This is a genomic window from Rhodococcoides navarretei (assembly GCF_038069675.1).
Taxonomy (GTDB): domain Bacteria; phylum Actinomycetota; class Actinomycetes; order Mycobacteriales; family Mycobacteriaceae; genus Rhodococcoides; species Rhodococcoides navarretei.
The window spans coordinates 2,976,272-3,002,375 of record NZ_JBBPCN010000001.1 but is presented as its reverse complement, the minus strand read 5'-3'; the positions used below and the strand labels follow the sequence as shown (position 1 = coordinate 3,002,375).

27 protein-coding genes are annotated in these 26,104 nt (G+C 64.4%); 17 read left to right on the top strand and 10 right to left on the bottom strand.

The window, feature by feature from the left end; all coding sequences use genetic code 11:
* The first annotated feature begins 121 nt into the window (after nucleotides 1-121).
* The 5 genes from tsf (at nucleotide 122) to AABD04_RS14080 (ending at nucleotide 4,153) form a co-directional block, all read left to right on the top strand.
* Complete coding sequence (gene tsf, locus AABD04_RS14100; protein ID WP_243593364.1) at nucleotides 122-946, top strand: translation elongation factor Ts; 825 nt, start codon at nucleotides 122-124, stop codon at nucleotides 944-946.
* Between the two features lie 177 nt (nucleotides 947-1,123).
* On the top strand, nucleotides 1,124-1,852 hold the full coding sequence (gene pyrH, locus AABD04_RS14095) for a UMP kinase (protein WP_243593363.1): 729 nt from the start codon (nucleotides 1,124-1,126) through the stop codon (nucleotides 1,850-1,852).
* A 55-nt stretch (nucleotides 1,853-1,907) separates the two neighbouring features.
* Entirely contained in the window at nucleotides 1,908-2,465 is a 558-nt protein-coding gene (gene frr, locus AABD04_RS14090; RefSeq protein WP_243593362.1) for a ribosome recycling factor, read from the top strand.
* Nucleotides 2,466-2,516: 51 nt separating this feature from the next.
* On the top strand, nucleotides 2,517-3,416 hold the full coding sequence (locus AABD04_RS14085) for a phosphatidate cytidylyltransferase (protein WP_243593361.1): 900 nt from the start codon (nucleotides 2,517-2,519) through the stop codon (nucleotides 3,414-3,416).
* A gap of 38 nt (nucleotides 3,417-3,454) precedes the next feature.
* The gene (locus AABD04_RS14080) at nucleotides 3,455-4,153 is read left to right on the top strand and encodes a class I SAM-dependent methyltransferase (RefSeq protein WP_243593621.1); all 699 of its coding nucleotides are present in this window, start codon (nucleotides 3,455-3,457) and stop codon (nucleotides 4,151-4,153) included.
* Nucleotides 4,154-4,196: 43 nt separating this feature from the next.
* Here the strand turns inward: AABD04_RS14080 and AABD04_RS14075 are convergent, their stop codons facing one another.
* Together AABD04_RS14075 and AABD04_RS14070 are read right to left on the bottom strand one after the other, a co-directional pair.
* Entirely contained in the window at nucleotides 4,197-5,039 is an 843-nt protein-coding gene (locus tag AABD04_RS14075; RefSeq protein WP_279393306.1) for an HpcH/HpaI aldolase/citrate lyase family protein, read from the bottom strand.
* A gap of 108 nt (nucleotides 5,040-5,147) precedes the next feature.
* Nucleotides 5,148-5,567, bottom strand: a complete 420-nt coding sequence (locus AABD04_RS14070) for a LapA family protein (RefSeq protein WP_243593359.1) — start codon at nucleotides 5,565-5,567, stop codon at nucleotides 5,148-5,150.
* A gap of 159 nt (nucleotides 5,568-5,726) precedes the next feature.
* On the opposite strand from AABD04_RS14070, the gene rlmN reads away from it, so the two are divergent.
* On the top strand, nucleotides 5,727-6,878 hold the full coding sequence (gene rlmN, locus AABD04_RS14065) for a dual-specificity RNA methyltransferase RlmN (RefSeq protein ID WP_335740774.1): 1,152 nt from the start codon (nucleotides 5,727-5,729) through the stop codon (nucleotides 6,876-6,878).
* 8 nt (nucleotides 6,879-6,886) lie between these two features.
* On the opposite strand, the gene AABD04_RS14060 is transcribed toward rlmN, so the two are convergent.
* Nucleotides 6,887-7,156 (bottom strand): DUF2631 domain-containing protein, encoded by a 270-nt coding sequence (locus AABD04_RS14060; protein WP_243593357.1) that lies wholly within the window; start codon nucleotides 7,154-7,156, stop codon nucleotides 6,887-6,889.
* 196 nt (nucleotides 7,157-7,352) lie between these two features.
* Between AABD04_RS14060 and puuE the strand changes: the two genes are divergently transcribed.
* Nucleotides 7,353-8,270, top strand: a complete 918-nt coding sequence (gene puuE / locus AABD04_RS14055; protein ID WP_374639709.1) for an allantoinase PuuE — start codon at nucleotides 7,353-7,355, stop codon at nucleotides 8,268-8,270.
* Here puuE and AABD04_RS14050 read toward each other — a convergent pair.
* Nucleotides 8,267-8,791, bottom strand: coding sequence for a DUF1990 family protein (locus AABD04_RS14050; protein ID WP_335740773.1), 525 nt, complete (start codon nucleotides 8,789-8,791; stop codon nucleotides 8,267-8,269). The two genes, puuE and AABD04_RS14050, sit on opposite strands and share 4 nt — an antisense overlap.
* Here AABD04_RS14050 and dxr point away from each other — a divergent pair.
* The 5 genes from dxr (at nucleotide 8,790) to AABD04_RS14025 (ending at nucleotide 15,323) form a co-directional block, all read left to right on the top strand.
* Nucleotides 8,790-10,052 (top strand): 1-deoxy-D-xylulose-5-phosphate reductoisomerase, encoded by a 1,263-nt coding sequence (gene dxr / locus AABD04_RS14045; RefSeq protein WP_279393287.1) that lies wholly within the window; start codon nucleotides 8,790-8,792, stop codon nucleotides 10,050-10,052. The genes AABD04_RS14050 and dxr overlap by 2 nt on opposite strands.
* A 5-nt stretch (nucleotides 10,053-10,057) precedes the next feature.
* A complete protein-coding gene (locus AABD04_RS14040; RefSeq protein ID WP_341441547.1) occupies nucleotides 10,058-11,272 on the top strand; it encodes a M50 family metallopeptidase in 1,215 nt (404 codons plus the stop codon).
* Between the two features lie 34 nt (nucleotides 11,273-11,306).
* Nucleotides 11,307-12,470, top strand: a complete 1,164-nt coding sequence (gene ispG / locus AABD04_RS14035; protein ID WP_243593354.1) for a flavodoxin-dependent (E)-4-hydroxy-3-methylbut-2-enyl-diphosphate synthase — start codon at nucleotides 11,307-11,309, stop codon at nucleotides 12,468-12,470.
* 120 nt (nucleotides 12,471-12,590) lie between these two features.
* On the top strand, nucleotides 12,591-13,427 hold the full coding sequence (locus AABD04_RS14030; protein WP_243593353.1) for a GNAT family N-acetyltransferase: 837 nt from the start codon (nucleotides 12,591-12,593) through the stop codon (nucleotides 13,425-13,427).
* Nucleotides 13,428-13,508: 81 nt separating this feature from the next.
* Entirely contained in the window at nucleotides 13,509-15,323 is a 1,815-nt protein-coding gene (locus AABD04_RS14025) for a penicillin-binding transpeptidase domain-containing protein (protein WP_243609820.1), read from the top strand.
* A gap of 19 nt (nucleotides 15,324-15,342) precedes the next feature.
* On the opposite strand, the gene AABD04_RS14020 is transcribed toward AABD04_RS14025, so the two are convergent.
* Nucleotides 15,343-16,215: a LuxR C-terminal-related transcriptional regulator gene (locus AABD04_RS14020; protein WP_335740770.1), complete on the bottom strand. Its 873-nt coding sequence runs from the start codon at nucleotides 16,213-16,215 to the stop codon at nucleotides 15,343-15,345.
* Between the two features lie 138 nt (nucleotides 16,216-16,353).
* Here AABD04_RS14020 and map point away from each other — a divergent pair, with 138 nt between their 5' ends.
* On the top strand, nucleotides 16,354-17,229 hold the full coding sequence (gene map, locus AABD04_RS14015) for a type I methionyl aminopeptidase (RefSeq protein WP_243593350.1): 876 nt from the start codon (nucleotides 16,354-16,356) through the stop codon (nucleotides 17,227-17,229).
* The gene (locus AABD04_RS14010; protein WP_341441546.1) at nucleotides 17,226-18,755 is read left to right on the top strand and encodes a cobyric acid synthase; all 1,530 of its coding nucleotides are present in this window, start codon (nucleotides 17,226-17,228) and stop codon (nucleotides 18,753-18,755) included. The genes map and AABD04_RS14010 overlap by 4 nt, the downstream gene beginning before the upstream one ends.
* Here AABD04_RS14010 and AABD04_RS14005 read toward each other — a convergent pair.
* Genes AABD04_RS14005 through AABD04_RS13995 form a run of 3 tightly spaced genes read right to left on the bottom strand, consistent with a single transcriptional unit; the run spans nucleotide 18,739 to nucleotide 20,713 of the window.
* On the bottom strand, nucleotides 18,739-19,434 hold the full coding sequence (locus tag AABD04_RS14005; protein ID WP_243609822.1) for an ABC transporter permease: 696 nt from the start codon (nucleotides 19,432-19,434) through the stop codon (nucleotides 18,739-18,741). The genes AABD04_RS14010 and AABD04_RS14005 overlap by 17 nt on opposite strands.
* Entirely contained in the window at nucleotides 19,431-20,354 is a 924-nt protein-coding gene (locus tag AABD04_RS14000; RefSeq protein WP_341441545.1) for an ABC transporter ATP-binding protein, read from the bottom strand. The genes AABD04_RS14005 and AABD04_RS14000 overlap by 4 nt, the downstream gene beginning before the upstream one ends.
* Nucleotides 20,351-20,713 carry a GntR family transcriptional regulator gene (locus AABD04_RS13995; protein ID WP_335740881.1) on the bottom strand — a complete coding sequence of 121 codons (363 nt, stop codon included), beginning with the start codon at nucleotides 20,711-20,713 and terminating at the stop codon, nucleotides 20,351-20,353. The genes AABD04_RS14000 and AABD04_RS13995 overlap by 4 nt, the downstream gene beginning before the upstream one ends.
* Nucleotides 20,714-20,819: 106 nt before the next feature.
* On the opposite strand from AABD04_RS13995, the gene AABD04_RS13990 reads away from it, so the two are divergent.
* The gene (locus tag AABD04_RS13990) at nucleotides 20,820-21,386 is read left to right on the top strand and encodes an alpha/beta fold hydrolase (protein ID WP_335740767.1); all 567 of its coding nucleotides are present in this window, start codon (nucleotides 20,820-20,822) and stop codon (nucleotides 21,384-21,386) included.
* Nucleotides 21,387-21,392: 6 nt separating this feature from the next.
* On the opposite strand, the gene mtr is transcribed toward AABD04_RS13990, so the two are convergent.
* Entirely contained in the window at nucleotides 21,393-22,778 is a 1,386-nt protein-coding gene (mtr, locus tag AABD04_RS13985; protein ID WP_341441544.1) for a mycothione reductase, read from the bottom strand.
* On the bottom strand, nucleotides 22,775-23,815 hold the full coding sequence (locus tag AABD04_RS13980) for an alpha/beta hydrolase (protein WP_335740765.1): 1,041 nt from the start codon (nucleotides 23,813-23,815) through the stop codon (nucleotides 22,775-22,777). The genes mtr and AABD04_RS13980 overlap by 4 nt, the downstream gene beginning before the upstream one ends.
* A 191-nt stretch (nucleotides 23,816-24,006) precedes the next feature.
* Between AABD04_RS13980 and mqo the strand changes: the two genes are divergently transcribed.
* A complete protein-coding gene (gene mqo, locus AABD04_RS13975; RefSeq protein WP_335740764.1) occupies nucleotides 24,007-25,527 on the top strand; it encodes a malate dehydrogenase (quinone) in 1,521 nt (506 codons plus the stop codon).
* Between the two features lie 11 nt (nucleotides 25,528-25,538).
* A complete protein-coding gene (locus AABD04_RS13970; protein WP_243593342.1) occupies nucleotides 25,539-26,015 on the top strand; it encodes a GNAT family N-acetyltransferase in 477 nt (158 codons plus the stop codon).
* Nucleotides 26,016-26,104 lie beyond the last annotated feature (89 nt).

The window sequence follows — 26,104 nt, the reverse complement described above, 5'->3', positions numbered from 1 at the left end:
GGCCGCTTCGGTATGTCAGGGTTGTGGTCGGTACGGCTCCGCAGTGAGCCTGTCGATCACGGCCTGAGAACAGCATTTTTCGTCAACGCCCGTACCCAGACTTTGAGGAGGCTCGCCCACGATGGCGAACTACACTGCCGCCGACGTCAAGCGGCTCCGTGAGCTCACCGGCTCCGGAATGATGGACTGCAAGAACGCGCTCGCCGAGACCGATGGCGACTTCGACAAGGCCGTCGAGCACCTGCGCATCAAGGGTGCCAAGGATGTCGGCAAGCGAGCCGAGCGCAACACCGCCGAGGGCCTCGTGGTCGCCGAGGGTGGAGTGCTCGTCGAGATCAACTCCGAGACCGACTTCGTCGCCAAGAACGAGGAATTCCAGACCTTCGCTGCGTCCGTCGCAGCGACGGCAGCGGCAGGCAAGCCTGCCGACGTCGAGGCGCTGAAGGCTCTCGACCTGAACGGCAAGACGGTCGAGACGGCCCTGACCGAGCTGTCGGCCAAGATCGGTGAGAAGCTCGAGCTGCGTCGTGTCGTGTCCTACGACGGCAACACCGCTACCTATCTGCACAAGCGCAGCGCGGACCTGCCGCCCGCTGTCGGCGTACTCGTCGAGTACTCCGGTGACGGTGACGCCGCAGGCGAGGCCGCACGCGCAGCTGCGATGCAGATCGCAGCGCTCAAGGCGAAGTACGTCACGCGCGACGAGGTCCCCGAGGACCTCGTGGCTGCCGAGCGTCGCATCGCCGAGGAGACCGCTCGCGAAGAAGGCAAGCCGGAGCAGGCGCTGCCGAAGATCGTCGAGGGTCGCGTCAACGGTTTCTTCAAGGACGTCGTTCTCACCGAGCAGAAGTCGGTGCAGGACGGGAACAAGACCGTCAAGGCCATCCTGGACGAGGCAGGCGTGACCATCACGCGCTTCTCCCGGTTCGAGGTCGGTGCAGGCTAGTCTGCACACCGTTTCGGTCGAGGCGATGCCGTTCATTCGATTCCATCGAGTGGGCGGCATCGCTCGTGCGCGGGGCAGGTCCATGCACTGGCCGGAGCCCTGTCCACCGCCCGGGCCTCGATAGGGCAGGATGATCGAAGAGGAAACCGTAGTGTTCGACGAGTACCGAGGAGAGCTATGACCGATCCGGCCCCTGACCGTCCCGGGTTCCGACGCGTGATGCTCAAACTGGGTGGGGAGATGTTCGGAGGCGGCCAGGTCGGTCTGGATCCGGATGTCGTGAACAACGTTGCCGAGCAGATTGCCGAGGTGGTGGCCACCGGGGTTCAGGTCGCCGTGGTGATCGGTGGCGGCAACTTCTTCCGTGGTGCGGAACTGCAGCAGCGTGGGATGGACAGATCTCGTTCGGACTACATGGGCATGCTCGGCACTGTGATGAATTGTCTTGCACTGCAAGATTTTCTGGAAAAGCAGGGCGTGGCCACTCGGGTGCAGACCGCGATCACGATGGGGCAGGTCGCAGAGCCCTACCTTCCGCTCCGCGCGCGGCGGCACCTGGAAAAAGGTCGTGTCGTCATATTCGGAGCCGGTATGGGAATGCCGTATTTCTCCACCGACACGACTGCCGCACAGCGCGCACTCGAGATCGGAGCCGAGGTGCTGTTGATGGCCAAGGCAGTCGACGGTGTCTACTCGGCCGATCCGCGCCTCGATCCCGATGCGACGATGTTCGATACGATCACCCACCGCGAAGCCATCGAGCAGGGACTGAAAGTCGCCGACGCGACCGCGTTCAGCCTCTGCATGGACAATCAGATGCCGATGCTGGTGTTCAATTTGCTGATCCAGGGAAATATCGCTCGCGCTGTGTCCGGCATGAAGATCGGCACGCTGGTCACGTCGTGATCGAGGCCGACAGGGACGCAAGCGAATCGAAGACGAAGACGATGGAGGACAGATCGTGATTGACGAAGCTCTCTTCGATGCCGAAGAGAAGATGGAAAAGGCCGTATCGGTTGCACGTGACGATCTGTCCTCCATTCGTACCGGACGTGCCAACCCCGGAATGTTCTCCCGCATCGTCATCGAGTACTACGGTGCTCTGACACCGATCACTCAGCTGGCCAGCATCAGCGTTCCCGAAGCCCGTCTGGTGGTCATCAAGCCGTACGAGTCGAGTCAGCTCGGACCGATCGAAACCGCCATCCGCAACTCCGACCTCGGGGTCAACCCCACCAACGATGGCAACCTCATTCGCATCGGGGTTCCGCAGCTCACCGAAGAACGTCGACGGGAGTTCGTCAAGCAGGCGAAGGGCAAGGGCGAGGACGCGAAGGTGTCGATTCGCAACGTCCGCCGAAAGACCATGGAAGAGCTCAAGCGGATCCAGAAAGACGGCGAAGCAGGCGAGGACGAGGTCGTCCGCGCCGAGAACGATCTCGACAAGACCACCGCCAAGTACACCGCTTCCGTGGACGAACTCGTCAAGCGCAAAGAGGGCGAGCTGATGGAGGTCTGATCGGACCTCTCTGGCTGCTTTTCACAACGGACGACGATGATTTTCGAGGAGATGACAACAGTGGTGGGACCGGAGCGGCAGGAGGGCAGCGGTACGCCCGCCGCGCCGTCCGGGGTCGCCGCCGCGAAGTCGGCAGGCAAGGCCGGCCGGAATCTACCCGCTGCGATCGGCGTCGGCGGGACCCTGGGGATCGGGCTGATTCTCGTGCTGGTCTTCGTGCCTCTGGTCTGGATCGGAGTCGTGGCCGTCGCGTTGGCCGTCGCCACCTACGAGGTGTCGAAGCGACTGCGCGAGGGCGGCGTACTCGTACCGCGCATTCCCCTGATTCTCGGTGGTCAGGCGATGATCTGGCTCGGATGGCCGTTCGGGGCGGTAGGCGTACTCAGTGCAGCGGTCGGCACCGTCGTGGTGTGCATGGTGTGGTTGCTGCTGCGGCAGGGATTCGGCACCGCTCCGAAGAACTACCTCGAAGAACTGTCCGTCACCGTTCTGGTGGCATGTTGGTTGCCTCTGTTGGCCTCGTTCACCGTCCTGATGGTGCTCCAGGACAACGGAGCAGGCCGTATCCTCGTGTTCGTCATAGGTGTCGTATGTTCGGACATCGGCGGCTACATCGCGGGGGTGTTGTTCGGAAAGCACCCGATGGCCCCGGCGATCAGTCCCAAGAAGTCCTGGGAGGGACTCGTCGGCTCGCTGATCTTCTGCATCATCGGATGTCTGCTGACGGTGACGCTCATTCTCGAAGCCAACTCGCTGATCGGAATCCTGCTCGGTGTGGTGCTGGTGGTGACCGGAACCTTGGGCGACCTGATCGAGTCGCAGGTCAAGCGCGATCTTCGCATCAAGGACATGGGCACCCTGTTGCCCGGCCACGGCGGCATCATGGACAGGCTCGACTCTCTGCTGCCCTCGGCGTTCGTGGCATGGCTCGTCTTCACCGTGCTCCTCTGAGCCGACCGACCGCAGGCGTGCCCAAAGATTTCACCGGGGTGATCCCCAGCCCGAACATCTGGAACTGGCCGCACCTGTACGAGGCAGAGAATCGCGCCCAGGACGTCCACGGTGCTCTCTTCGACGCGATCCGTTCGGTTGCGGACTGGGCATCGAAGACGGTCGTGGACGTCGGCTGTGGCAGCGGCTTTCACCTCCCGACATTCGCAGTCGACGCCGAACGGGTACTGGGCGTCGAACCGCACGAGCCGCTCGCTGCCTCGGCTCGCGAGCGCGTCGCCGAGCTACCGAACGTCGAGGTGCGGACCGGCCGGGCGGATTCCCTCCCGGTGGGCGACGGCACCGTGGACGTCGTCCATGCACGGACGGCGTACTTCTTCGGGCCGGGCTGTGGGCCGGGAATCGTCGACGCCATGCGAGTGCTCGCGCCGGGAGGAGCGTTGGTGGTGGTGGATCTGGACGCGACGGCGTCGCCGTACGGGGATTGGATGCGGGCCGATCTACCGCACTACGACCCGTCCACCGTCGAGGCGTTCTTCGAGGCGCAGGGTTTCGCACTGACCCGCGTCGACACGAGATGGTCGTTCCCGAATCGACGCATACTGCGCGATGTGCTGGGAATCGAATTCGGCCCACGCGTCGCGCGCGATGCCATGAAGTCGGTGGACGGTGTCTCGTTCGACGTCCGATACCGAGTCCACGTCCGATACAAGCCGACCGGAATCGAGTTGCGTTAGCGATCCGGTGGACTCGGCCGACGCACCTCGACTGCGGGCGGTGTCAGGAGGCGGCAGGGATCCCGAAGATCTCGGCCAGTTCGTTGATCTTGAGTGCTTTCGCAAGACGAGGCAGGTCGCTGCCGTCCTTGACGTGCGCTCCGTCGGCACCGAGGGCATCGATGACATCGCGAGCCCACGACACATCGGTGGGCGACGGGGCGAGCTCGCGGTTGACGATGGCAGCCTGTTCGGAGTGCATGCACAGCTTGCCCGTCATCCCCATCGAGAGGGTCAGCGCTGCGTCACGTCCGAGGATGCTGTCGTTGGCCGTCAGTGTCGGTCCGTCGATCGGTCCTGGAATGCGCGCTGCGCGGGAGGAGACGACGAGGCGCGAACGGGGGTACGCCATCGCCAGGGGGTCGTCACTCATGCCAGTGTCGCGGCGGAAGTCGCCGCTGCCGAAGGCGAGACGGAACGTCGAGTCTGCGCGAGCGATCTCTGTCGCGGCTTCGAGGCCCATCGCCGATTCCACCAGTGCCAGGATCGGTGTACCGGGTGCCAGGCGAGCAGCTGTGGCCTCGACCTGGCCGCCGCTCTCGGTCTTCGCGAGCATGACACCGACCAGTCCGGGCAGACCGGACAACGCGGCGAGGTCATCGGCCCAGTACGGGGTCGTTGCATCGTTGATGCGGACCCACGCGGAGTTTCCTTCGCCGAGCCACCGCACGACGGCTTCGCGTGCGGCCGGCTTCTTGGCCGGCGCGACTGCATCTTCGATGTCGAGGATGACAGCGTCGACTCCCGACGCAACCGCATCGTCGAAGGTATCGGGCTTGGTGGCCGGTACCAGCAGCCAGGACCGTGCACGGTCGGGGGCAACGCCGGATGCCACTGGTGTCTCCATGAAAGTTGTCACGTCATGCTCCTCGAGTGAAGTGGGGCACCTCGATCCTGATCGATTCAGTCGCTGCGCGCCACCTTCTGTGCATAGTGTTCACGACCGGTGCTGCTGCTACTTCTTCTTCGTTGCGCGTCGGACCTGAAGGATCCGAGCTCCGCCGACCATCGCCATCACCAGTGCGCCGGCGATCGCTGCCAGCAGCATGCTGATGCCCAGTGGCAGATCGAGCTGCCAGGCGAAGATCTGTACGGTGACGGAGTCGAGATTCTGCACGATGAACACGAGCAGAACTACCAGGACCACGGCCCCGACCACCAGACCGGTCCACAGCGCAGCAGTGCGAGTATGGGCGATGTCGGTGGAGCTACCTGTCTGCGACTCCGGAACGAACTCGGGATCCGGCGCGGAATGACCGTCCGAATCCGGACTCGTGATGGGAGCGAGGTCACCCGAGGCGCTGTGGTCGCCGGGGTGAACCGCGCCTGATGTGTCCAGCGATGTCTCGTGACTGTCGTCAGCTCTGGTGCCCATGTCGATGATCCTTCCGCACGTGAAGGCCGAATGCACGCGCATCCGGCCACGACCTCGATACCCATCGGGTAACGGACGGAAACCGGCGCGAATAGGACTGCGAGGCAATCGGGTGGACAATGGAAATATGCAGCGTCAGCGAAAGATGTGGGGTGGAGCATGAGTGACTCCGCAGAGGCAACGAACACGTCGACCGAGCAGAAGAGGCCCAATCTGCCCCTGGTCTTCACTGCGCCGCGTCGCGGTATGCCGTCGCGTCACCTGGCTGACCTGGACAAACAGGGTCTGCAGGATGCGGTGAAGGCGCTCGGCCTGCCCGCGTTTCGCGCCGATCAGTTGGCCCGGCACTACTACGGGCGTCTGGAGGCCGACACCACGAAGATGACCGACCTCCCCGCCGAGGCGCGCGAGAAGGTGGGCGCGGACCTCTTTCCGACCCTCCTCACGGCCGTCAATCACCTCGCCTGTGACGACGGTGACACCCGAAAGACGCTGTGGAAGGCCAACGACGGAACACTTCTCGAAAGTGTCCTGATGCGGTACCCGGATCGGGCGACGCTGTGTATCTCCAGTCAGGCCGGGTGCGGAATGGCCTGTCCATTCTGTGCGACCGGTCAGGCCGGTCTGACGAGGAACCTGTCGACGGCCGAGATCGTCGACCAGGTCCGTTCGGCCGCCGCTGATCTACGTGACGGCGCGGTGCACGGCGGTGAAGGCCGACTGTCGAATGTGGTGTTCATGGGGATGGGCGAGCCGCTGGCCAACTACAAACGCGTCGTCGCCGCAGTGCGCAAGATCGTCTCACCCGCACCCGACGGACTCGGCCTCTCGCAGCGCTCGGTGACGGTGTCGACGGTCGGTCTGGCACCGGCAATTCGGAAGCTGGCGGACGAGGGACTGTCGGTGACGCTGGCGGTGTCGTTGCACACGCCCGACGACGAGCTCCGCGACACGCTGGTTCCCGTCAACAACCGCTGGTCGGTGGCCGAAGTGCTGTCGGCAGCAAGGTACTACGCCGACCAGACCGGTCGGCGTGTATCGATCGAATACGCCATGATCCGAGACGTGAACGATCAGCCGTGGCGAGCAGACATGCTGGGCAAGAAGTTGCACAAAGCACTCGGATCTCGGGTGCACGTGAACCTGATTCCGCTCAATCCGACTCCGGGTAGCGAGTGGGATGCCAGCCCGAAGCCGGTGGAGAGAGAATTCGTTCGACGAGTGATTGCGCAGGGTGTGTCGTGCACCGTCCGCGACACCCGCGGTCAGGAAATCGCAGCGGCGTGCGGTCAGCTGGCAGCCGAGAACTGAAAACGCTGTCAGCGGGGCTTGCGGCGGACGATCACGTCTCGCACGACGAGGCCGACCAGCGTCAGAGCAAAACCGATCAGCCACAGATCCTCGACCTTGCCGGTGTGGTTGCCGATCATCATGAACAGCAGGAACACGGCGACGACAATGGCGGCCACGCGCATGGCGCGGTTCGATTCACCACTCCAGCCCCACTCGGCGGACGGCACATCCGGCACCTCGTTGCGGGTATCGACGACCGGGTCGTACGAAGCGGATTCCAGTTCGGTATTTGCCACCGGTCGGTCCTCTCGGGTGATGAATCTCGTAGTCGTCCTTCACGAGGCGTCGAGACTGCCGCGTTGCGACAATATTGGCATACGACCGCCCGTCGTAGCCATCAGGGTTGTGCTCACTCGGCGCAGGTGTCGGCTTCGGTGAGAGACTGCGGCGGTGACATCCGAGCGCCTTCCTCATCCGCTGAGCCGGTTTCCGATGAACTACCCCCGAGACATGGTCGGCTACGGCCGCACGCCACCGCATGCGCAGTGGCCGGGCGAGGCGAACATCGCCGTGCAGTTCGTCCTGAACTACGAGGAGGGTGCGGAGAACAACGTCCTCGACGGCGACACCAAGTCCGAAACGTTCCTGTCGGAAATGATCGGGGCACAGGCGTTCCCGAACCGCCACATGAGTATGGAGTCGCTCTACGAATACGGTTCGAGGGCCGGCGTGTGGCGGGTGCTCAGGGCGTTCGAGAAACGGGACCTGCCACTGACGGTGTTCGCCGTCGCCAAGGCCATGGAGCGGAACCCGGAAGTGGTTGCCGCACTGGCAGAGTTGGGCCACGAGATCGCCTGTCACGGGCTGCGCTGGCTGTCGTATCAGCAGATCGACGAGAACGTCGAACGTGAGCACATGGCCGAGGCCGTGGCGATCCTGCGGGATCTGACCGGTTCGGCCCCGCAGGGCTGGTACACCGGGCGCGACTCACCGAACACCCGGTCGCTCGTGGTCGAGCACGGCGGCTTCGTATACGACTCGGATTCCTACGCGGACGATCTGCCCTACTGGGAGAAGGTCTCTCGTGGCACCGAGGTGGTCGATCACCTGGTCGTGCCCTACACGCTCGACACCAACGACATGCGCTTCGCCTCGCCCGGGGGTTTCTCGACCGGAGACGAGTTCTACGCACATCTACGGGACGCCTTCGACGTGCTCTATGCCGAGGGGGAGGAAGGCAGCCCCAAGATGCTCTCGGTGGGACTGCACTGCCGGCTGGTCGGCCGACCGGCTCGCATCGCTGCCCTCGAACGCTTTCTCGATCACGTCGGATCTCACGAGAAGGTGTGGGTCGCGAAGCGGATCGACATTGCCGAGCATTGGCGCGCCGTGCACCCGCCCGGTTCCTAGCTCTGGCGTGGCGACGTGCACACCTTCGCCAACGCGGTCAGATACCGGTCGGTGAACAGCGCTTGGACCCGCCGGCCCACCGGACCGCCGAGCCTGGTGTACCAGCGGCCGGGTTTCGAGAACGCGGTGATGTGCGCAGTGACGGTCCCGTCGGCGGGGGAGTAGTCGACGTGGAACAGTTCCTCGCCGGACTCGGGATGGCCGTCGAGGGTGCCGTAGGCGAAGCCCTGCCGGTTGGCCTCGTCGATGACGTACACCACTCGGCACGGGATACGGATGGGCCCGAGCGTGAGAACGACCACGGCGTCGGGGACGGCGTCGTCGCTGGAGTGGACGGTCAGGCCGGCACCGCGATGCATGTCCCAGCGCATCAGCGCATCGGCCGCGGCCACGAAGTCCTCGACTCCGGATCCGATGACCCTCGACTTCTCGACGTAGTGGTAGCCGGCCGGGAGCGTGTCCCTCGTTGCCCCTACATCGGCGTAATTGAACGATGCCGCGCGATACTTCGAGACGTCCATGGCCTCCAGCGTGCCAGCTACGGCGGCGCATAGGAGTTTCTCAGCCTCGGTAGGCAACAATGGACCGGTGCCAGACCATCGTGAGCGAACGACCTCCTCGGATCGTCCCGAGCCGATTCGCGTGTTGCTGTTGGGGAGCACCGGCTCGATCGGTACCCAAGCGCTCGACGTCATCGCCACCGACCCCGACCGTTTTGTGGTCGTCGGTCTTGCGGCGGGCGGTGGGAACATCGACCTTCTTCGCCGTCAGATCGCCGAGACCGGTGTTCGGCGGGTTGCCGTGGCCGACCCCGCCGCGGCCGCCGAGCTCGACTTCCCCGGGGTCCTGAGCGGGCCCCGTGCGGTGACCGAGCTCGTCGAGTCGACGCAAGCCGACGTGGTGCTCAATGCGCTCGTGGGCTCGCTCGGTCTCGAACCGACGTTGGCGGCCCTGAAGACCGGAGCCCGGCTGGCGTTGGCCAACAAGGAATCGCTGGTGGCAGGCGGAGATCTCGTGCTCGCTGCCGCCGCGCCAGGACAGATCGTTCCGGTGGACTCGGAGCATTCTGCGCTGGCGCAGTGCCTGCGCAGCGGCAACCGAGGCGAGGTGGATCGACTGATCCTCACCGCATCGGGTGGACCGTTCAGGGGCTGGAGCGAAGCGGAACTGAAGTCGGTGACCCCTGCCCAAGCCGCGGCTCATCCCACCTGGTCGATGGGTCCGATGAATACGTTGAACTCGGCAACCCTGGTCAACAAGGGCCTCGAGTTGATCGAGGCGCATCTGTTGTTCGGCGTGCCCTACGAGAAGATCGACGTCACCGTGCATCGGCAATCCATCGTGCATTCGATGGTCACGTTCGTCGACGGCTCCACCATCGCTCAAGCCAGCCCACCGGACATGAAGCTGCCGATCGGACTTGCGCTCGGCTGGCCCGATCGGGTGCCGGACGTCGCGCGCGCCCTCGATTTCACCGCAGCGTTCTCCTGGGACTTCGAGCCACTCGACGATCGAGTGTTCCCTGCCGTGCAGCTGGCCCGCGAGGCCGGAATCATGGGCGGGTGCATGACGGCGGTGTACAACGCGTCCAACGAGATCGCCGCCGACGCATTCCTGGGCGGCCGCATCGAATTCCCCGAGATCGTGCAGACGGTACGGGCGGTTCTGAGTGACGGCGGCGGGGACTGGTCTGCGGTGCCGACTACCGTGGACGACGTTCTGGCGGCGGATTCCTGGGCTCGCGCTCGTGCGCGTGAGCTCCTGAAACAGAAGGGTCTCTGACTCACATGGCGTTCGCTATAGGTGTCGTGCTGTTCGCCGTCGGTATCGGTGTGTCGATCGCACTGCACGAGGCGGGACACATGTGGACCGCGAAAGCGCTCGGCATGAAGGTTCGCCGGTACTACATCGGTTTCGGCCCGAAGATCTTCTCCTTCCGACGCGGCGAGACGGAGTACGGTCTCAAAGCCATTCCGGCAGGCGGGTTCTGCGACATCGCCGGAATGACGGCCATCGACGAGCTCGCCCCCGACGAGGTCGAACGAGCGATGTACCGGCAGAAGACGTGGAAGCGCATCGTCGTCATGGTCGGCGGAATTGCCATGAACTTCGTGCTCGGAATCGTGTTGGTCTACACATTGGTCCTCGGGTGGGGAACGCCGGATCGGGTGACGCCGACGACGACGGTCCAAGGCGTCGTCTGTGTCAGTACGACACAGACCGAAGACGGTGAACTTGCGCCGTGTTCGGGAGACGGTCCTGCGGCAGCAGCCGGACTGCAAACGGACGACATCATCACCGCAGTCAACGGTGAGCCGACCGAGGTCTGGTCCGAGGTGGTTCTCGCCATCCGGGACTCGACCGGGTCGGTCGAGCTGACGGTCGATCGCGACGGTGTTTCGCAGACTCTCGATGTTCCGATCCTTCAGGTTCAGCGATACGTCATCGATCCTGACACCGGAGCGAAAGAATCGACGACGGTCGGGGCGGTAGGCATTACCGGTGGTCCTCCGCCGAACATCATGTACAACCCGATCGAAGCGGTGCCCGAGACGTTCGTCTTCACCGGCGACATCTTCGTGCAGACCGGCAAGGCTCTGGTGCAACTGCCGACGAAAGTACAGGCGCTGTGGGAGTCGATCTTCGGCGGTGAGCGTGGCCTCGACACTCCGATGAGTGTCGTCGGAGCCAGCGTCATCGGCGGCCAAGCGGTGGAGCGTGACGACTTGGTGACGTTCGTCGGACTGTTGGCGTCGCTGAACTTCTTCCTCGGTGCGTTCAACATCGTGCCGCTGCTGCCGTTGGACGGTGGCCACATCGCCGTGACGATCTACGAGCGGATTCGTAACATCTTCCGCAAGCGCCGTGGCCTGCCCGACGGTGCGCCGGTGAACTACATGAAACTCATGCCGGTCACCTACGTGGTCATCATTGTTTTCATCGGGTTCTCCTTGTTGACGCTTACCGCGGACATCGTCAACCCGATCCAGATCTATCAGTAGACTCGTCAGTCGTAGCTAGGAAAGAAGGCCACTCGTGACCGTGTCAGTCGGATTGGGAATGCCGGCACCGCCGGTGCCCGTACTTGCGCCTCGCCGTAAGACGCGGCAACTGCAGGTCGGGTCGGTGGGAGTGGGCAGCGACAGCCCCATTTCGGTGCAGTCGATGTGCACCACCAAAACCCATGACATCAACGCCACGCTGCAGCAGATCGCAGAGCTGACGGCGTCGGGTTGCGACATCGTTCGTGTGGCATGCCCCACACAGGACGACGCGGATGCGCTGTCGATCATCGCCAGGAAGAGCCAGATCCCGGTGATCGCCGACATCCACTTCCAGCCCAAGTACATCTTCGCCGCGATCGACGCCGGTTGCGCCGCAGTACGCGTCAACCCGGGCAACATCAAGGAATTCGACGGACGGGTCAAGGAGGTCGCGAAGGCCGCCGGCGACGCGAACATTCCGATCCGTATCGGCGTCAACGCCGGATCGCTCGATCCTCGGTTGATGAAGAAGTACGGCAAGGCGACGCCGGAGGCACTCGTGGAGTCCGCGCTGTGGGAGGCGGGCCTGTTCGAGGAACACGGATTCGGGGACATCAAGATCTCGGTCAAGCACAACGATCCGGTCGTCATGGTCGCTGCCTACGAGCAGCTCGCTGCACAGTGCGACTACCCGCTGCACCTCGGCGTCACCGAGGCAGGCCCCGCGTTCCAGGGCACCATCAAGTCTTCGGTGGCATTCGGTGCACTGCTGTCCAGGGGAATCGGCGACACCATTCGCGTCTCTCTGTCGGCCCCGCCCGCCGAGGAGATCAAGGTGGGCAACCAGATTCTGCAGTCACTCAATCTGCGTCCCCGCAAGCTCGAAATCGTCTCCTGCCCGTCGTGTGGACGGGCGCAGGTGGACGTGTACACCCTCGCCGACGAGGTCACCGCAGGTCTGGAGGGCATGGAGATCCCGCTGCGCGTCGCCGTCATGGGATGCGTCGTCAACGGTCCGGGCGAAGCGCGCGACGCGGACCTCGGAGTGGCGTCGGGCAACGGCAAGGGCCAGATCTTCGTCAAGGGCAAGGTCATCAAGACGGTGCCGGAGGCACAGATCGTCGAGACCTTGATCGAGGAAGCGATGCGCATCGCCGAGGAATTCGAGAAGGATGAGGCTGCAGACGGTGGCGCACCGGTCGTGACCGTCAGCTGATCCGGTTCGACCGGTTCGGTGTCCGGTTTGCCGCTCTGCCACCGGGGGAACATGTTCTCTGGAATGATTCGGTACACGCTCGGTCGGTGTGTATGCGGTAGGTGGTCAGGAGGTCGGTAGGTGCTCAAGCTCCTCGGTGCGAAGCCTCTCGGTAATCGAGACGTTGCGCATGTCCTGCGGGTGCTCGACGCCGACCCGGTCGCGACCTGCATGGTCGCCGCTCGGGTGCAGGAATCCGGACTGGATCCGAGGTCGTTTCACGGTGAGATGTGGAGCCGAGGCGGCCCGGACGAGTCGTTGTGTTTCTACGGTGCCAACCTCGTCCCTCTGCTCGGATCCAGTGACGATCTGCGTTCGTTCGCCGATCGTGCGTGCCGTGGCCCACGATTGTGTTCGTCCTTGGTCGGTCGAGCCGAACTGACACTGCCGCTGTGGGAGATGCTCGAGACGGACTGGGGCCCGGCGCGCGAGGTCCGCGGCGAGCAACCGCTGCTGGCCACGTCCGTTCGGTCGTCCATCACGCCGGATCCGTATGTACGCCTCGTTCGCCCCGAAGAACTGGATGTGTACCTCACTGCGGCCGTCGCGATGTTCATCGAGGAGGTCGGTGTGGATCCGCGGCTGAACGACGGCGGTCGCGGGTATCGTCGGCGCATCGCGAGTCTGATTGCCGCGCAGCGTGCCTGGGCCCGATTCGAGGACGGCCGGGTGGTGTTCAAGGCGGAGATCGGATCGCAGTCGGCGACGGTGGGGCAGATTCAGGGAGTGTGGGTCGACCCCGACCGACGCGGTCACGGTCTCGGCGCGTCCGGTACCGCCGCGGTGGTGAACTCGGTGGTCCGCCAGGGCCGCACCGCCAGCTTGTACGTCAACAGCTTCAATTACGTCGCCAGACGGGCCTACGCGAAGATCGGCCTGACCCAGGTCGCAACGTTCACCACGGTGCTTCTGGACTAGGGCACTTCCACTCGATCAGGTTGTGGCGAACCGCGATTCGTTGCCGCAGCACAAGGCGATGCCCTATTACGATGGGGCGCAATGAGATCACGTGGTGCAACCGAAGTGCGGTATCGAGTCGGAGCGGTATCGGTGGTCGGAGCCGTCATTGCTGCCGCCCTCACCGGATGCACCCCGAAGCCCGACGGCCCGGAGCCGGCGGCCCAGGCTTTTCTGGCCGCCTTCGAGTCCAATGACATCGCGACGGCAGCGGCCGACACCGACAAGCCCGATGCGGCGGCCGCTGCACTGACCGAGGCGTGGACCAACCTGCAGGCCGAGGCTCTGGATGCCGAGACGACGTCGGTACAGGTCGACGGTGACACCGCCACGGTCGGCTACACCTACCGGTGGCAGTTGCCGAAGGATCGGGTGTGGACGTACGACGGTCAGCTGAACATGGGCCGAAGCGAGGGCGAGTGGGTGGTGCGCTGGACGGCATCGGACATCCATCCCAAGCTCGGTGACACCCAGACCATGTCCCTGCGGTCGACGGCCGCTCCGCGTGCGCGAGTCAACGAGCGTTCCGGGACCGATGTGCTGGTGCCCGGGGTGGTACACCGAATTACGTTCGACGCGGCGGAAGCGAACAACGTAGTGGCCTCCGCGACGGCGCTGTCGACATTGCTGACGCGGTTCGACGCGTCCATCACCGCGCAGTCCATCGTCGAATCCGCCACCTCCATCGACGGCGACTACCCGGTGGTATTGCTTCGAGACAGTGACTACCAGCCGATCTCGGCCGCACTGACCGAGATCCCGGGAGTCACCGCGTCCGACGAGTCGGATCTGGTGTCCACCGACCCCACGTTCGCGCCGGACCTGGTGGGCCAGGTCAAGAAGGCCGTCATCGACGAGGTCGACGGCAAGGCGGGGTGGAGCGTGGTCACCACGAACCGCAACGGCGTCGACATCGATGTCCTCACCGACACCCCGCCGGAGCCCTCTCCGTCGTTCTCGATCAGTCTCGATCGCAACATTCAGGTCGCGGCGCAGCGAGCGGTGAATGCGCGCACCGAGCAGGCGATGACCGTGGTCATCCAGCCGTCGACCGGTGCCATCCTGGCGGTGGCACAGAACCCGGCTGCCGATCGGGACGGGCCGGTCGCGTCGGCAGGCCTGTACCCACCCGGCTCGACGTTCAAGATCGTCACCGCCGGTGCCGCCATCTCCGGTGGACTCGCGACTCCGGGCAGCACCGTCCCGTGCCCGGGTCGCATCGTGATCGGCGAGCGCAGTGTGCCCAACTACAACGAGTTCGCCCTGGGTGACGTGACGATGAGTACTGCGTTCACTCGTTCGTGCAACACCTCGTTCGCCAAGCTGGCCAGCGAGATGGCCCCCGACGCATTGACCGTCGCGGCCTCTCAGTTCGGCGTCGGCCCGGACTACGACGTCGTCGGATTGCCGACCGACTCGGGTTCGGTGCCACCGGCCGAAGAGCTCGTCCAGCGGACCGAGGACGGCTTCGGTCAGGGCAGAGTGGTCGTGTCGACGTTCGGTATGGCACTGGCCGCCGCGACGGTGGCCCATGGCTCGACGCCGGTGCCGAACCTCTTGATCGGACGAGACACCGTGATCGACGGAGATCATCCTCCGATCGAACCGGCGATGGTCGACGGACTGCGCGGGATGATGCGTTCGGTGGTCACCAGCGGTACGGCCGAACGCATCGCAGACCAGGGCGAGGTCTACGGCAAGACCGGCGAAGCGGAGGTCGACGGCGGTTCGCACTCGTGGTTCGTCGGTTACCGCGGTGACATCGCCTTCGCCACCCTCGTGGTGCGCGGCGGCAGCTCGGACAACGCGGTCGCGGTGACCCGCGAGATGTTCGAGCAACTGCCGCCCGGGTACTGACCGCGCTGCGGCGCTCGGTTCAGGACGGCAGCACGCCGAGCCGACGGCACGCCACCACGGCCTCGTACCGGGTGTGCGACTCGGTTTTGCGCATGACGCTGCGCAGGTACGACTTGACCGTCTCGGCACCGATCGACAGGCGCGCGGCGACCTCGATATTGGTGCAGCCAAGAGCAACCTGCGAGATGACGTCGATCTCGCGTGGCGTCAACGACTGCGACACCTCCAGGGTCCGTGGGTCGTGGGGCATCTCCTGACCGAGTGACGCGGCCACCCGCGCTGCGACCGCGTCGAGTCTGCGCCGGATCGCTGCGTCACCGATCGACCGGGCGAGATCGGACAGCTCCTCGTGGACGCTGCGCAGCTCGGCCGTACGCGAAACATCCGAGTCGAGCATCGAACGGGTGGTCGCCAACAGACGGACTCTGCGATCGACCTCGTCGCGCACGGCGATCTCCTGGCCGAGGCGTCGCGCGGCCGATGTCATGATGTCGCCGACCCGATCGCCCAGCGGGCCGCGCTCGCGTACCGCTGCGTACATCACTATCCGAGCGACTCCCGCCACCACCACGGGCATCGCGAGGATCGATTTGAGGCCTTCGCCGAGCACCGGTCGATCGAAGTGATGGGTGATCGACATCGACGATCCGTAATCACTCACGGCCGCCGGTCTGCGCTGTTCCATGACGCGTCCGCCGAGACCCGACCGGGGTGGGATGGCGAGTCCGTCCAGACCGCGGGTTCTGGTCCCGTGGAATTCGCTCAGGTACAGGGTCTCCGAGGAGACCTCGCCGCCGAACACGACGGGGACGTCGGACGTCGCTGCCACCTGGCGCAGTTCTGCGCGCAGAGCATCGCCGTCACGGGGCCGCAACAGATTCGAATGGACCACGGTGCTTCCTTCCTCGTGTCGGGTGCACGAGCGACGAACGTGATCCAGATCATATCCGCACCGGTGGACGCTGTTTCGACTGGCACGGGCACCGCGCTGCGGTCCGGTGCCGAGGACCGGCCGACTACTCTGGGCCTCATGTCTGTGACCGCCGAGAGCAAGCCCCGTCAGCCACTCGTACCCGGCGTCGTATCGCCCGTGCTCGCAGTGCCGACGTCGATCGAGCGCCCCGAGTACGCATGGAAGTCGACCGTCGCCGAAGGCAGCGAACCGTGGGTGCAGACCCCCGAGGTCATCGAGAAGATGCGGGTGGCGTCGAAGATCGCGGCCGGAGCATTGCAGGAAGCGGGCCGGGCAGTGGCACCGGGAGTGACCACCGACGAGCTCGACCGCATCGCCCACGAGTACATGATCGATCACGGCGCGTACCCGTCCACGTTGGGCTACAGAGGGTTTCCGAAGTCCTGCTGCACCTCCCTGAACGAGGTCATCTGCCACGGAATCCCGGATTCCACGGTGATTCAGGACGGCGACATCGTCAACATCGACGTCACCGCGTATATCGACGGTGTCCACGGTGACACCAACGCAACCTTCTTGGCCGGCAACGTCTCCGAGGAAGCCCGCCTGCTGGTCGAACGCACGCACGAGGCCACCATGCGTGCCATCAAGGCGGTCAAGCCGGGGCGCGCGCTCAACGTGATCGGCCGCGTCATCGAGTCGTATGCGCACCGGTTCGGCTACGGCGTGGTGGAGGATTTCACCGGCCACGGCATCGGTACGACCTTTCACAACGGTCTGGTCGTTCTGCACTACGACCAGCCGTCGGTGGACACCGTAATCGAGCCGGGAATGACGTTCACGATCGAACCGATGATCAACCTGGGCACGATCAACGCCGAGATGTGGGACGACGGCTGGACGGTGGTCACGCACGATCGAAAGTGGACTGCGCAGTTCGAGCACACCCTCGTGGTGACCGAGACAGGTAGCGAGATCCTGACACTGCCGTGAAAGGCGCTCTGTTGGTCGCCGGGACCACCTCGGACGCAGGAAAGAGTGTGTTGGTTGCCGGTTTGTGCCGGATGTTGGTGCGGCGGGGCGTGCGGGTGGCTCCGTTCAAGGCGCAGAACATGTCCAACAATTCTGTGGTCACGCTCGACGGCGGCGAGATCGGTCGAGCCCAGGCGATGCAGGCGGCGGCCTGTGGCCTCGAGCCGAGTGTGCGGTTCAACCCGGTGTTGTTGAAGCCGGGAAGTGATCGGACCTCGCAGTTGGTGGTGCGCGGGCGGGCTGTGGCGCAGGTGAGCGCGTGCAACTACATCGAGCATCGACAGTCGTTGCGTGCCGTGGTGGCCGACGAATTGGCCTCTCTGCGTGCGGAATTCGATGTGGTGATCTGCGAGGGGGCGGGCTCGCCCGCCGAGATCAATCTGCGCGCCACGGACTTGGCCAACATGGGGTTGGCGACGGCAGCGTCTCTTCCGGTGATCGTGGTGGGGGATATCGATCGCGGGGGAGTGCTGGCTCATCTGTTCGGCACCGTGGCCGTGCTGTCTCCGGAGGATCAGGCGCTCGTTGCCGGGTTCGTGATCAACAAGTTTCGCGGTGATCCTGCATTGCTGGCGCCCGGTCTCGATCAGTTGCGCGCGTTGACGGGACGTCCGACATACGGTGTCGTTCCGTTCGCCGACGGATTGTGGATGGACGCCGAGGATTCACTCGGAACAGTTGCCGATGCTCCGGTGGGAAGGCCACGTCCTCCCGTCGGATCCCAGTGGTTACGGGTGGCGGCGGTGCGGTTGCCGAGAATCTCCAACACGACCGATGTAGAGGCGCTGGCGTGCGAGCCCGGAGTGTCGGTGCACTGGGTCACCGAGCCGTCCCGGCTCGAGGACGTGGATTTGGTGGTGGTCCCTGGCAGCAAGTCCACGGTGTCGGATCTGGACTGGTTGCGGCGCACCGGTCTTGCTCGTGCCATTTCCGAGCGCGCGGCGGCGGGTCGGCCGGTTCTGAGTATCTGCGGCGGCTACCAGATGCTCGGCCGAACCATCTCGGACGCGGTGGAGTCGGGTGTCGGTGTGGTCGAGGGACTCGGTCTGTTCGATCTCGATATCGAGTTCGCAGCCGACAAGGTACTCGCGCAGGTGTCGGGTCGGGCAGAGCTGTTCGATGCATATTCGGTGTCCGGGTACGAGATTCATCATGGTCGGGTTGTTCGTAGCGGGGACGATGCATTGCTGACCGCGTCTTCGGGCGTTCGCGAGGGCAGTGTGCGCGGCAGTGTCGTGGGAACGCACTGGCACGGCCTGCTCGAATCCGACGACTTCCGGCGTTCGTTTCTGACCTGGGTGGCGGAGAAATCGGGTCGCGCAGGGTTCGAGGTGGCACCCGATACGTCGGTCGCGGCGTTGCGGGAGCAGCAGTTGAATCTGCTGGCGGATCTGGTGGAGCGCAACGTCGACGTCGACGCCGTGCTCGATCTCATCGAGCACGGCGTCGATTCTGTGACAAAAAAGATTGTCACGCAGATGCTTTGAGTAGGCCGACCCAGCTGGCGGCCGCCAACACGCCGGTGATGACCAAGGGGATGACCACGAGCAGAAGTATGCGCGGAGTGTCGGTGAAGAAGCTGCCGATATCGGGCCACCACCGTTGCCAGGTCACGAGAATCGATCCGCCGCCGAAGAATACGAGCGTACCGAGTCCGAGGGTGAACAATCCATTGACGCGGTACCGCCGATAGACGACGCCGATGAATGCGCCGATGCCGCCGATCACCAGCAGTCCCGTCACGAGTGCCGCCCACTGGAGCACAGGGTTGTCCGTGGCAGAGCGGGCAATGCCGAACATTCGGATCTTCTTACCGAAACCACCCGTGACGGACTCGATGAGCGACAGCACGTAGACGATCGTGCCGATCGCGACGGATTGTGCGATACCCACCAACGCGGTCGCCGTGAGGAATTCGCGCCGGGTGATGCTCAAGCCGAGCGCGTACGGAAAGACCTGGGTGATGGCAGAGAGGTAGAAAGCGAGGGCGAAGCCATACACCGCGAAGACTCCGCCGGTGAAATTGGATTCCGATTCGGTGTCCGGGACCACGGAGAACAGGCCGTACGTGACGACGAAAACGATGGCGAGAATGCCGAGTGGCCACGCGAATGTGGTTGCCCAGGAGGTGTTGTGGATTCGAGCGACGTCCAGTATTCGTTTCATGACACTGCCTCCTCGGTTTCGGCGGTGGTGCGTTCGATGATCAACTGCTGCAGCGGAACCGGTTCGATGCTGAGCCCTGCTGCGGCACCGTCCGATTTCTGACTTTCGGTGAGTCGGCCGTCGATCGTCGCCCGCGCGCTCGCGCCGAGTGCGGTTCGGCGCAGGGTTCGGTGTCCCGAGGCGAACGAGTCGACCGCTCGGGCCGGTCCGGTGATCTCGAATACGCTCTCGCGCAGCGTATCCGAGTCGGCGTCGAGCACGATCTTGCCCTTGTCGATGAGGATCACGTGTTCGATCAGATCGCTGACCTCGTCGATGAGGTGAGTGGACAGAACTACGGTCCTCGGGTGCTCGGCGTAGTCGGCCAGCAATCTGTCGTAGAACATGTGTCGAGAGACCGCGTCCAGTCCCAAGTAGGGCTCATCGAAAAAGGTCAGTGGTGCGCGCGATGCGAGTCCGATGACGATTCCGAGAGCCGACGTCATTCCCCGCGAAAGCTTCTTGATCTTGCGGCCGAGGGGCAGGTCGAAGTCGCGCAGCAATTCGGCGGCGAAGTCGTTGTCCCAGTGCGGAAGGATGTGGGAAGCCTGCGAGATGGCGTTCTTGACCTTCAGGTCGTCGGGGTACTTCTGGCTCTCCTTGACGAAGCACATGTGACTCAGTGCGAGCGGGTTCTCCCACGGACGTTGCCCGAATATCGAAACCTCACCCGCGCTCTGTCGCATCTGTGCGGTCATCATCTGCATGACGGTGGTCTTGCCCGCGCCGTTGCGGCCGAGAAAGCCGTAGATCTTGTTCTGTTCGATCTGGAAACTGACATCGTCGACAGCCGTGAACGAGCCGAACTTCTTGGTCAGGTGAGTGGCCGACGCGGCTATGGTGCCGGGTTCGCCGATAGAGCCGAGAGTGTGGACGCTCATCGTGCTTCCTCCCAGTTGTCGAGCATGGTCTTGAGTTCGTCGACGGTCATGCCGAGCTTGCGAGCCTCGGTGACGAGTGGATCGATGTACTGGCGAGCGAAGAGGTCGCGGCGACGGAAGCGAAGAGCGTCCCGAGCGCCTGTGGTGACGAACATTCCGATTCCTCGTTTCTTGTAGACGACGCCGTCGGCGACGAGCTTGGCGAGTCCCTTGCCCGCAGTGGCCGGATTGATTCGATGAAATGCGGCCAGTTCGTTGGTCGAGGGAACCTGTTCTTCTTCTGCGAGAGAGCCGTCGATGATGGAGTTCTCGACCATCTCGGCGATCTGCAGGAAGATCGGCCTGCCCTCGTCCATCAGAACCACCGCCGGTGCGTCGAGGCTGGTTGCCTCACTGGTTCATTACTCATGTAACTAACCATAGAACCGATGTGGGGTCGGCGCAAGAGGCAGTACCGTCGTCCCCATGGAGTTCACGCATGTGAGTGCTGCGGGTGGGCAATGTTCGGTACGGGTCGCAGGCCCGGACAGCAGGCACGCCGTTCTCTTGCTGCCCGATGCAGGCGATCCGGTGGATGTGTACGACGCCGTCAGTGAACGGCTGCACAATTCGGATCTGAAAACCGTTGCGCTGGAGAGCATCGACGGTGTCAGCGACGACGCGATCCTGACGGTTCTCGACGAGCTGAAGCTGTCATGGGTGCATCTCGTCGGCAGCGGCGCGGGTGCCGAGTCGGCCTGGACGCTGGCTGCCAAGACTTTCGGTCGCTTCGCGAGTCTGATCGTGGTGAACCGTTGCCACCCCGCGATCGCCGACGAGCAGGGCACCGTGCGCGACGCGGACTGCCCGCCGGTCGAGTTGCCGACGACACTGGTCGTGGGGTCCTCGTTGCGGCGCGCATCCGCCGACGCGAGCGGTCGGTTCGTCTACTCGGACTTCCGGGTGGTCCAACTCGACGGCAGCGCGAATGTCGTCGCCGCCGAGCCGGCAGCGCTGGCTACCGAGATCGTGCTCCGCACCAGCCCTTGGTAATCGGAACTACAGGTCGAGCCCCAGCAGAGCGTTCTCGACGACCTCGGGCAGGCCGGGGTGAATCCAGTACTGGCCACGTGCCATGTCCTGGGCGGACAGCCCGAAGCTCATTGCCTGGATGAGGGGCTGAATCAGGGTCGGGGCCTGCGCGCCGATGATGTGGGCGCCGAGAATCTTGCCGGTGCCCTTCTGGGCGATGATCTTGCACAGACCTTCGCTGTCCTCCATCGCCCAGCCGTAGGCGACGTCGCCGTAGTTCTGGACCTTGACGGTGATGTCCAGCCCCGCGTCGCGGGCTTGTTCCTCGGTCATGCCCACCTCGGCGATCTGGGGATCGGTGAACACCGCCGCGGGAACGAACCGATGGTCGTTCTTGCGCAGAGCCGAGGTGTCACCGTGCCACGCATCGTGCAGCAGGTTGTGCTGGACGACCCGTGCTTCCTGGTTGGCCACATGCTTGAGCTGGTAGGGCGACGAGACGTCACCGAGCGCGAACACTCCCTCGGCCGTGGTGCGCCCGAATTCGTCGACCACGATGCGGCCTTCGTCGTCGAGCTCGATGCCTGCGGTGCCGAGATCCAGACGGTCACCGTTCGGTTCCCGGCCCACGGCGACGAGGAACGCGTCGCCTAGGACCCTGGTGCCGTCGGCCAGTTCGACGCCGTGCAGCGCGCCCTCGGACACGGCGCGGGTATCACCGGAGTCGAGATGGACGTCCCACTTGGCGCGGGCGAGCAACGTGAATCGCTTCGAGATGTCGGCGTCGAGCGCACGCAGCAGCGCGTCCTTGCGGGCGATGATGGACACCTTCGAGCCGAGGGCGGAGAACACGTGCGCGAATTCTGCTGCGATGTAACCGGATCCGAGAATCACCAGGTGCTCGGGCAGCTCCGGCAGGCGCATCACGTCGCTGTTGGTGTGGTAGGTGACACCCGAGTCGGCTATGGACTGCGGCACTGTTGGACGTGATCCGGCAGCGATCACGATCTGGTCGGCGGTGATGACGGTACCGCTGCCGGTATCGATGGTGCGCGGGCCGACGAACGTTGCGTGGCCTTCGAAGAGGGTGACGTTGGGGCTGCCCTCGGCGCGGTAGCGCTTGCCGCCCTCGGAGATGGGGTCGATCCGTCCGAACACGCGGTCGACGATGTCCGGCCAGCGCACAGCGTCCACGTGGGCGTCGACGCCGTATTTGGCCGAATCACGCACTGTGCGAGCGACCTCGGCGGCATAGACGAACATCTTGGTGGGGATGCAGCCGACATTGAGGCAGGTGCCACCGAACGTCGAGTTCTCTTCGATCAGAGCGATCTTCTTGTCGTCGAAGCGCGAATCGGCGATGGAGTTGCCAGATCCGGAGCCGATGATCGCGACGTCGAAATGCTCGCTCATGAAATATGCCCGCTTTCGCTGTGGTCCTTGCCCGACGCATGGTCGGTGGTCTCGCCTCGGTGCAACCACTCGAGCCACTCGTCCATTTCCTCGAAGGCGCGAGCCCGTGGGTCCTCGGTGGACAGAAACACGTCGTGGCGGGCTCCCTCGATGGGCACGATCGTCGTGCGGTCGCCCAGGCAGCCGGCCCAGCGCGCGATCTGGCGAACGTCCAGAACGGCATCCGCGGCGTCGACGGCCGAGCTGTAGCGGCGGGAGAAGTGGGTCACTTTGGAGCGGAGGATCAGCGAGGGAATGCCGATGTCGAGGCCCCGGTGCAGTTCCGCGTGCCCGTGCCGGACCGCACGGATCCAGCCGAAGGTGATGGGGAAGCCGGCGAGGGGTTTCCAGTCCAGGTCGTAGTCCCACTCGCCCTGCTCCGATGCCGCGAGGGAAAGCCCGTAGGTGTCCAAACCGCCCCCGGGAACCGGCGTCTTCGCCCGAAATCTGCCGATGACGCCGATCGCCGCGGTGCCGACGCTGCGAATTGCCGGCGGACCCTGCAGGTCGAACCAGGGGCTGTTGAGGACGACGCCTGCCAAGCCCAGCCCTGACGAGCCGCCTTCCCGACGGTTCAGCCGGTTGAGCCACAGCGGCAACACGAGGCCACCGGTGGAGTGCGCCATCAGCAGTACCGGGGCGTCCGCGCGCTCGGCGCGCACCAGGCTCAGCGCCTCGTTCAGCTCGGCGTCGTACATCGCCAGATCGGTCACGAAATGTGCGGTCTGCCCCTCGCGGCGTGATCGTCCACATTTGCGCAGGTCGAGCGCGTAGAACGCGTATCCCTTGGCGGCGAAATGCTCGGCGATGTGACGCTGGAAGAAATAGTCGGTGAATCCGTGGACGTAGATCACCGCGCGGTCGAAGTTGGCGACACCCGGCGGTTGGTACCGCACCAGAGTGGCCTCGACCTGGCCCTCGCCGTCCGGATCGTCACCGAGCGGAATGGTCGTCTGTTCGTAGCCGTCGCCGAGGACATCGGGAACCCAGGTAGTCACAGATCACAACTGTAGTGGGCGCCGCCGACAGCGTCCGAGGAGCACAATCGAGAGCAGGTTGACGTGGTGTCCGATGGGGTAGGCCCAGCTAGTAACCTGACCGCATCGGGTGAGTAGCCCTCTACAGAAGAGTTCTCGGACCGATACCGCCACCGGCCGAGACCTTTACAGACAAGGAAGTCGATTCTCCAGTGTCCACAGAAGAGCAGGGTAAGCGGATCAAGACCGACGTCGTTCTGGTCGGTGCCGGAATCATGAGCGCCACCCTCGGTGCGCTGCTCCGTCAGCTCGAGCCGAACTGGTCGATCGACGTCTACGAACGTCTCGACGCCGCAGCGGCCGAGAGCAGCGACGCGTGGAACAACGCCGGCACCGGCCACTCGGCGCTCTGCGAGCTCAACTACACGCCGCAGAACAAGGACGGCAGCGTCGATATCGCCAAGGCGCTCAACGTCAACGAGCAGTTCCAGGTCTCGCGGCAGTTCTGGGCCCACGGCATCGAGACCGGCGTCCTCTCCGACGCCAAGAACTTCATCAATCCGATCCCACACGTGAGCTTCGTGCACGGGGACGAGAACGTGAAGTACCTGCGGGCGCGCTACGAGGCGCTCGTGGGGAACCCGTTGTTCGCAGGCATGGAGTACATCGACTCCAAGGACGAGTTCTCGGCACGGCTGCCGTTGATGGCGAAGGGCCGTGACTTCTCCGACCCCGTGGCACTGAACTGGAGCCAGGAAGGCACCGACGTCGACTTCGGGGCGCTCACCAAGCAGTTGCTGAACTACCTGTCCTCCGCGGGTGCCACCGTGCACTTCGGGCACGATGTGCGCAACATCACCAAGCAGTCCGACGGCACCTGGGACGTGAAGGTCGCCAACAATCGCACCGGAGTCAAGAAGACCGTCAACGCCAAGTTCGTGTTCGTCGGCGCAGGCGGCGGCGCACTGCACCTGCTGCAGAAGTCCGGGATCGCGGAGATCAAGGGATTCGGCGGCTTCCCGGTCAGCGGCGAGTGGCTGCGGTGCACCGATCCCGCACTGATCGAGCAGCATTCGGCCAAGGTGTACGGCAAGGCGTCGGTCGGCGCTCCGCCGATGTCGGTGCCGCACCTGGACACTCGCGTGATCAACGGCCAGCAGGGTCTGTTGTTCGGACCGTACGCCGGCTGGTCGCCCAAGTTCCTCAAGCAGGGCAAGATCACCGACCTGCCCAGCTCGGTCAAGCCAGGCAACCTGATGTCCATGCTCGGAGTCGGGGTGACCGAACTCGGACTCGTCAAGTACCTGGTCAGTGAGCTGGCTCAGTCACAGGCAGATCGTGTCGAGACGCTGCGCGAGTTCGCGCCCTCGGTGCTCGGCGAGAACTGGGAGCTGGTCACCGCGGGTCAGCGCGTCCAGGTGATCCGCAAGAAGGGGCGCGGCGGCGTGCTCGAGTTCGGAACGGCCGTGGTCAACGCCGCGGACGGCTCGATCGCGGGACTGCTCGGTGCTTCTCCCGGCGCATCCACCGCGGTCCCCGCCATGCTGGACGTACTGCAGCGGTGCTTCGGTGACAAGTACGACGCCTGGCAGCCCAAGCTCAAGGAAATGGTCCCGTCGCTCGGGGTCAAGCTGGCCCAGAACAGCTCGTTGTTCGACGAGGTCTGGGCCTGGACCTCGAAGACACTGGAGTTGGAAAACTCGCGTGAGCTCGCACAGCCCACGGGTGTGTGATAGCAAAAGGTATGAATACGCAAGCAGCAGCTCTCAAACGATCATGGGCACTAGACCTGTCCAACAGCACGTTGTACGACCTGTTGAAGCTGCGTGTCGAGGTGTTCGTGGTCGAGCAGGCGTGTGCGTACCCGGAGTTGGACGGGCGTGACTTGCTGACCGAGACACGGCACTTCTGGCTCGAGCGAGACGGCGAAGTGGTGTGCACACTCCGCCTGCTCGAAGAGCACGACGACGGCGAGAAGGCGTTCCGTATCGGCCGACTGTGTACGCAGCGCTCGGCCAGGGGGCAGGGCCACACCACCCGGATACTGCGGGCCGCGCTTGCCGAGGTCGGTTCTGCGCCGTGCCGCATCAACGCTCAGAGTTACCTCGTCGACATGTATGCCAAGCACGGCTTCCTGCCCGACGGCGAGGAAGTTCTCGAGGACGGCATTCCGCACACGCCGATGCGTCGGGGCGGCGGCACCGCCTGGAGCGAGACCTGACCTCCTGCAGTACTCGATTACCAGTGGAGGTCATTCCGCAGGCTCCACTCCCGGAACGAATGCCACACACGGCCCTACCGTGTGTGGCA

Coding starts and splice junctions, on each gene's coding strand:
- AABD04_RS14050 (WP_335740773.1), bottom strand. CDS start 8,791: ATGGACGTCTCGAAGTATCGCGCGGCATCGTTCAATTACGCCGATGTA.
- tsf (WP_243593364.1), top strand. CDS start 122: ATGGCGAACTACACTGCCGCCGACGTCAAGCGGCTCCGTGAGCTCACC.
- AABD04_RS14005 (WP_243609822.1), bottom strand. CDS start 19,434: ATGAAACGAATACTGGACGTCGCTCGAATCCACAACACCTCCTGGGCA.
- AABD04_RS13990 (WP_335740767.1), top strand. CDS start 20,820: ATGGAGTTCACGCATGTGAGTGCTGCGGGTGGGCAATGTTCGGTACGG.
- mtr (WP_341441544.1), bottom strand. CDS start 22,778: ATGAGCGAGCATTTCGACGTCGCGATCATCGGCTCCGGATCTGGCAAC.
- AABD04_RS14000 (WP_341441545.1), bottom strand. CDS start 20,354: ATGAGCGTCCACACTCTCGGCTCTATCGGCGAACCCGGCACCATAGCC.
- pyrH (WP_243593363.1), top strand. CDS start 1,124: ATGACCGATCCGGCCCCTGACCGTCCCGGGTTCCGACGCGTGATGCTC.
- dxr (WP_279393287.1), top strand. CDS start 8,790: ATGGCCTCCAGCGTGCCAGCTACGGCGGCGCATAGGAGTTTCTCAGCC.
- AABD04_RS14040 (WP_341441547.1), top strand. CDS start 10,058: ATGGCGTTCGCTATAGGTGTCGTGCTGTTCGCCGTCGGTATCGGTGTG.
- AABD04_RS14025 (WP_243609820.1), top strand. CDS start 13,509: ATGAGATCACGTGGTGCAACCGAAGTGCGGTATCGAGTCGGAGCGGTA.
- rlmN (WP_335740774.1), top strand. CDS start 5,727: ATGAGTGACTCCGCAGAGGCAACGAACACGTCGACCGAGCAGAAGAGG.
- puuE (WP_374639709.1), top strand. CDS start 7,353: ATGAACTACCCCCGAGACATGGTCGGCTACGGCCGCACGCCACCGCAT.
- AABD04_RS14070 (WP_243593359.1), bottom strand. CDS start 5,567: ATGGGCACCAGAGCTGACGACAGTCACGAGACATCGCTGGACACATCA.
- AABD04_RS14085 (WP_243593361.1), top strand. CDS start 2,517: ATGACAACAGTGGTGGGACCGGAGCGGCAGGAGGGCAGCGGTACGCCC.
- AABD04_RS14075 (WP_279393306.1), bottom strand. CDS start 5,039: ATGGAGACACCAGTGGCATCCGGCGTTGCCCCCGACCGTGCACGGTCC.
- AABD04_RS13970 (WP_243593342.1), top strand. CDS start 25,539: ATGAATACGCAAGCAGCAGCTCTCAAACGATCATGGGCACTAGACCTG.
- map (WP_243593350.1), top strand. CDS start 16,354: ATGTCTGTGACCGCCGAGAGCAAGCCCCGTCAGCCACTCGTACCCGGC.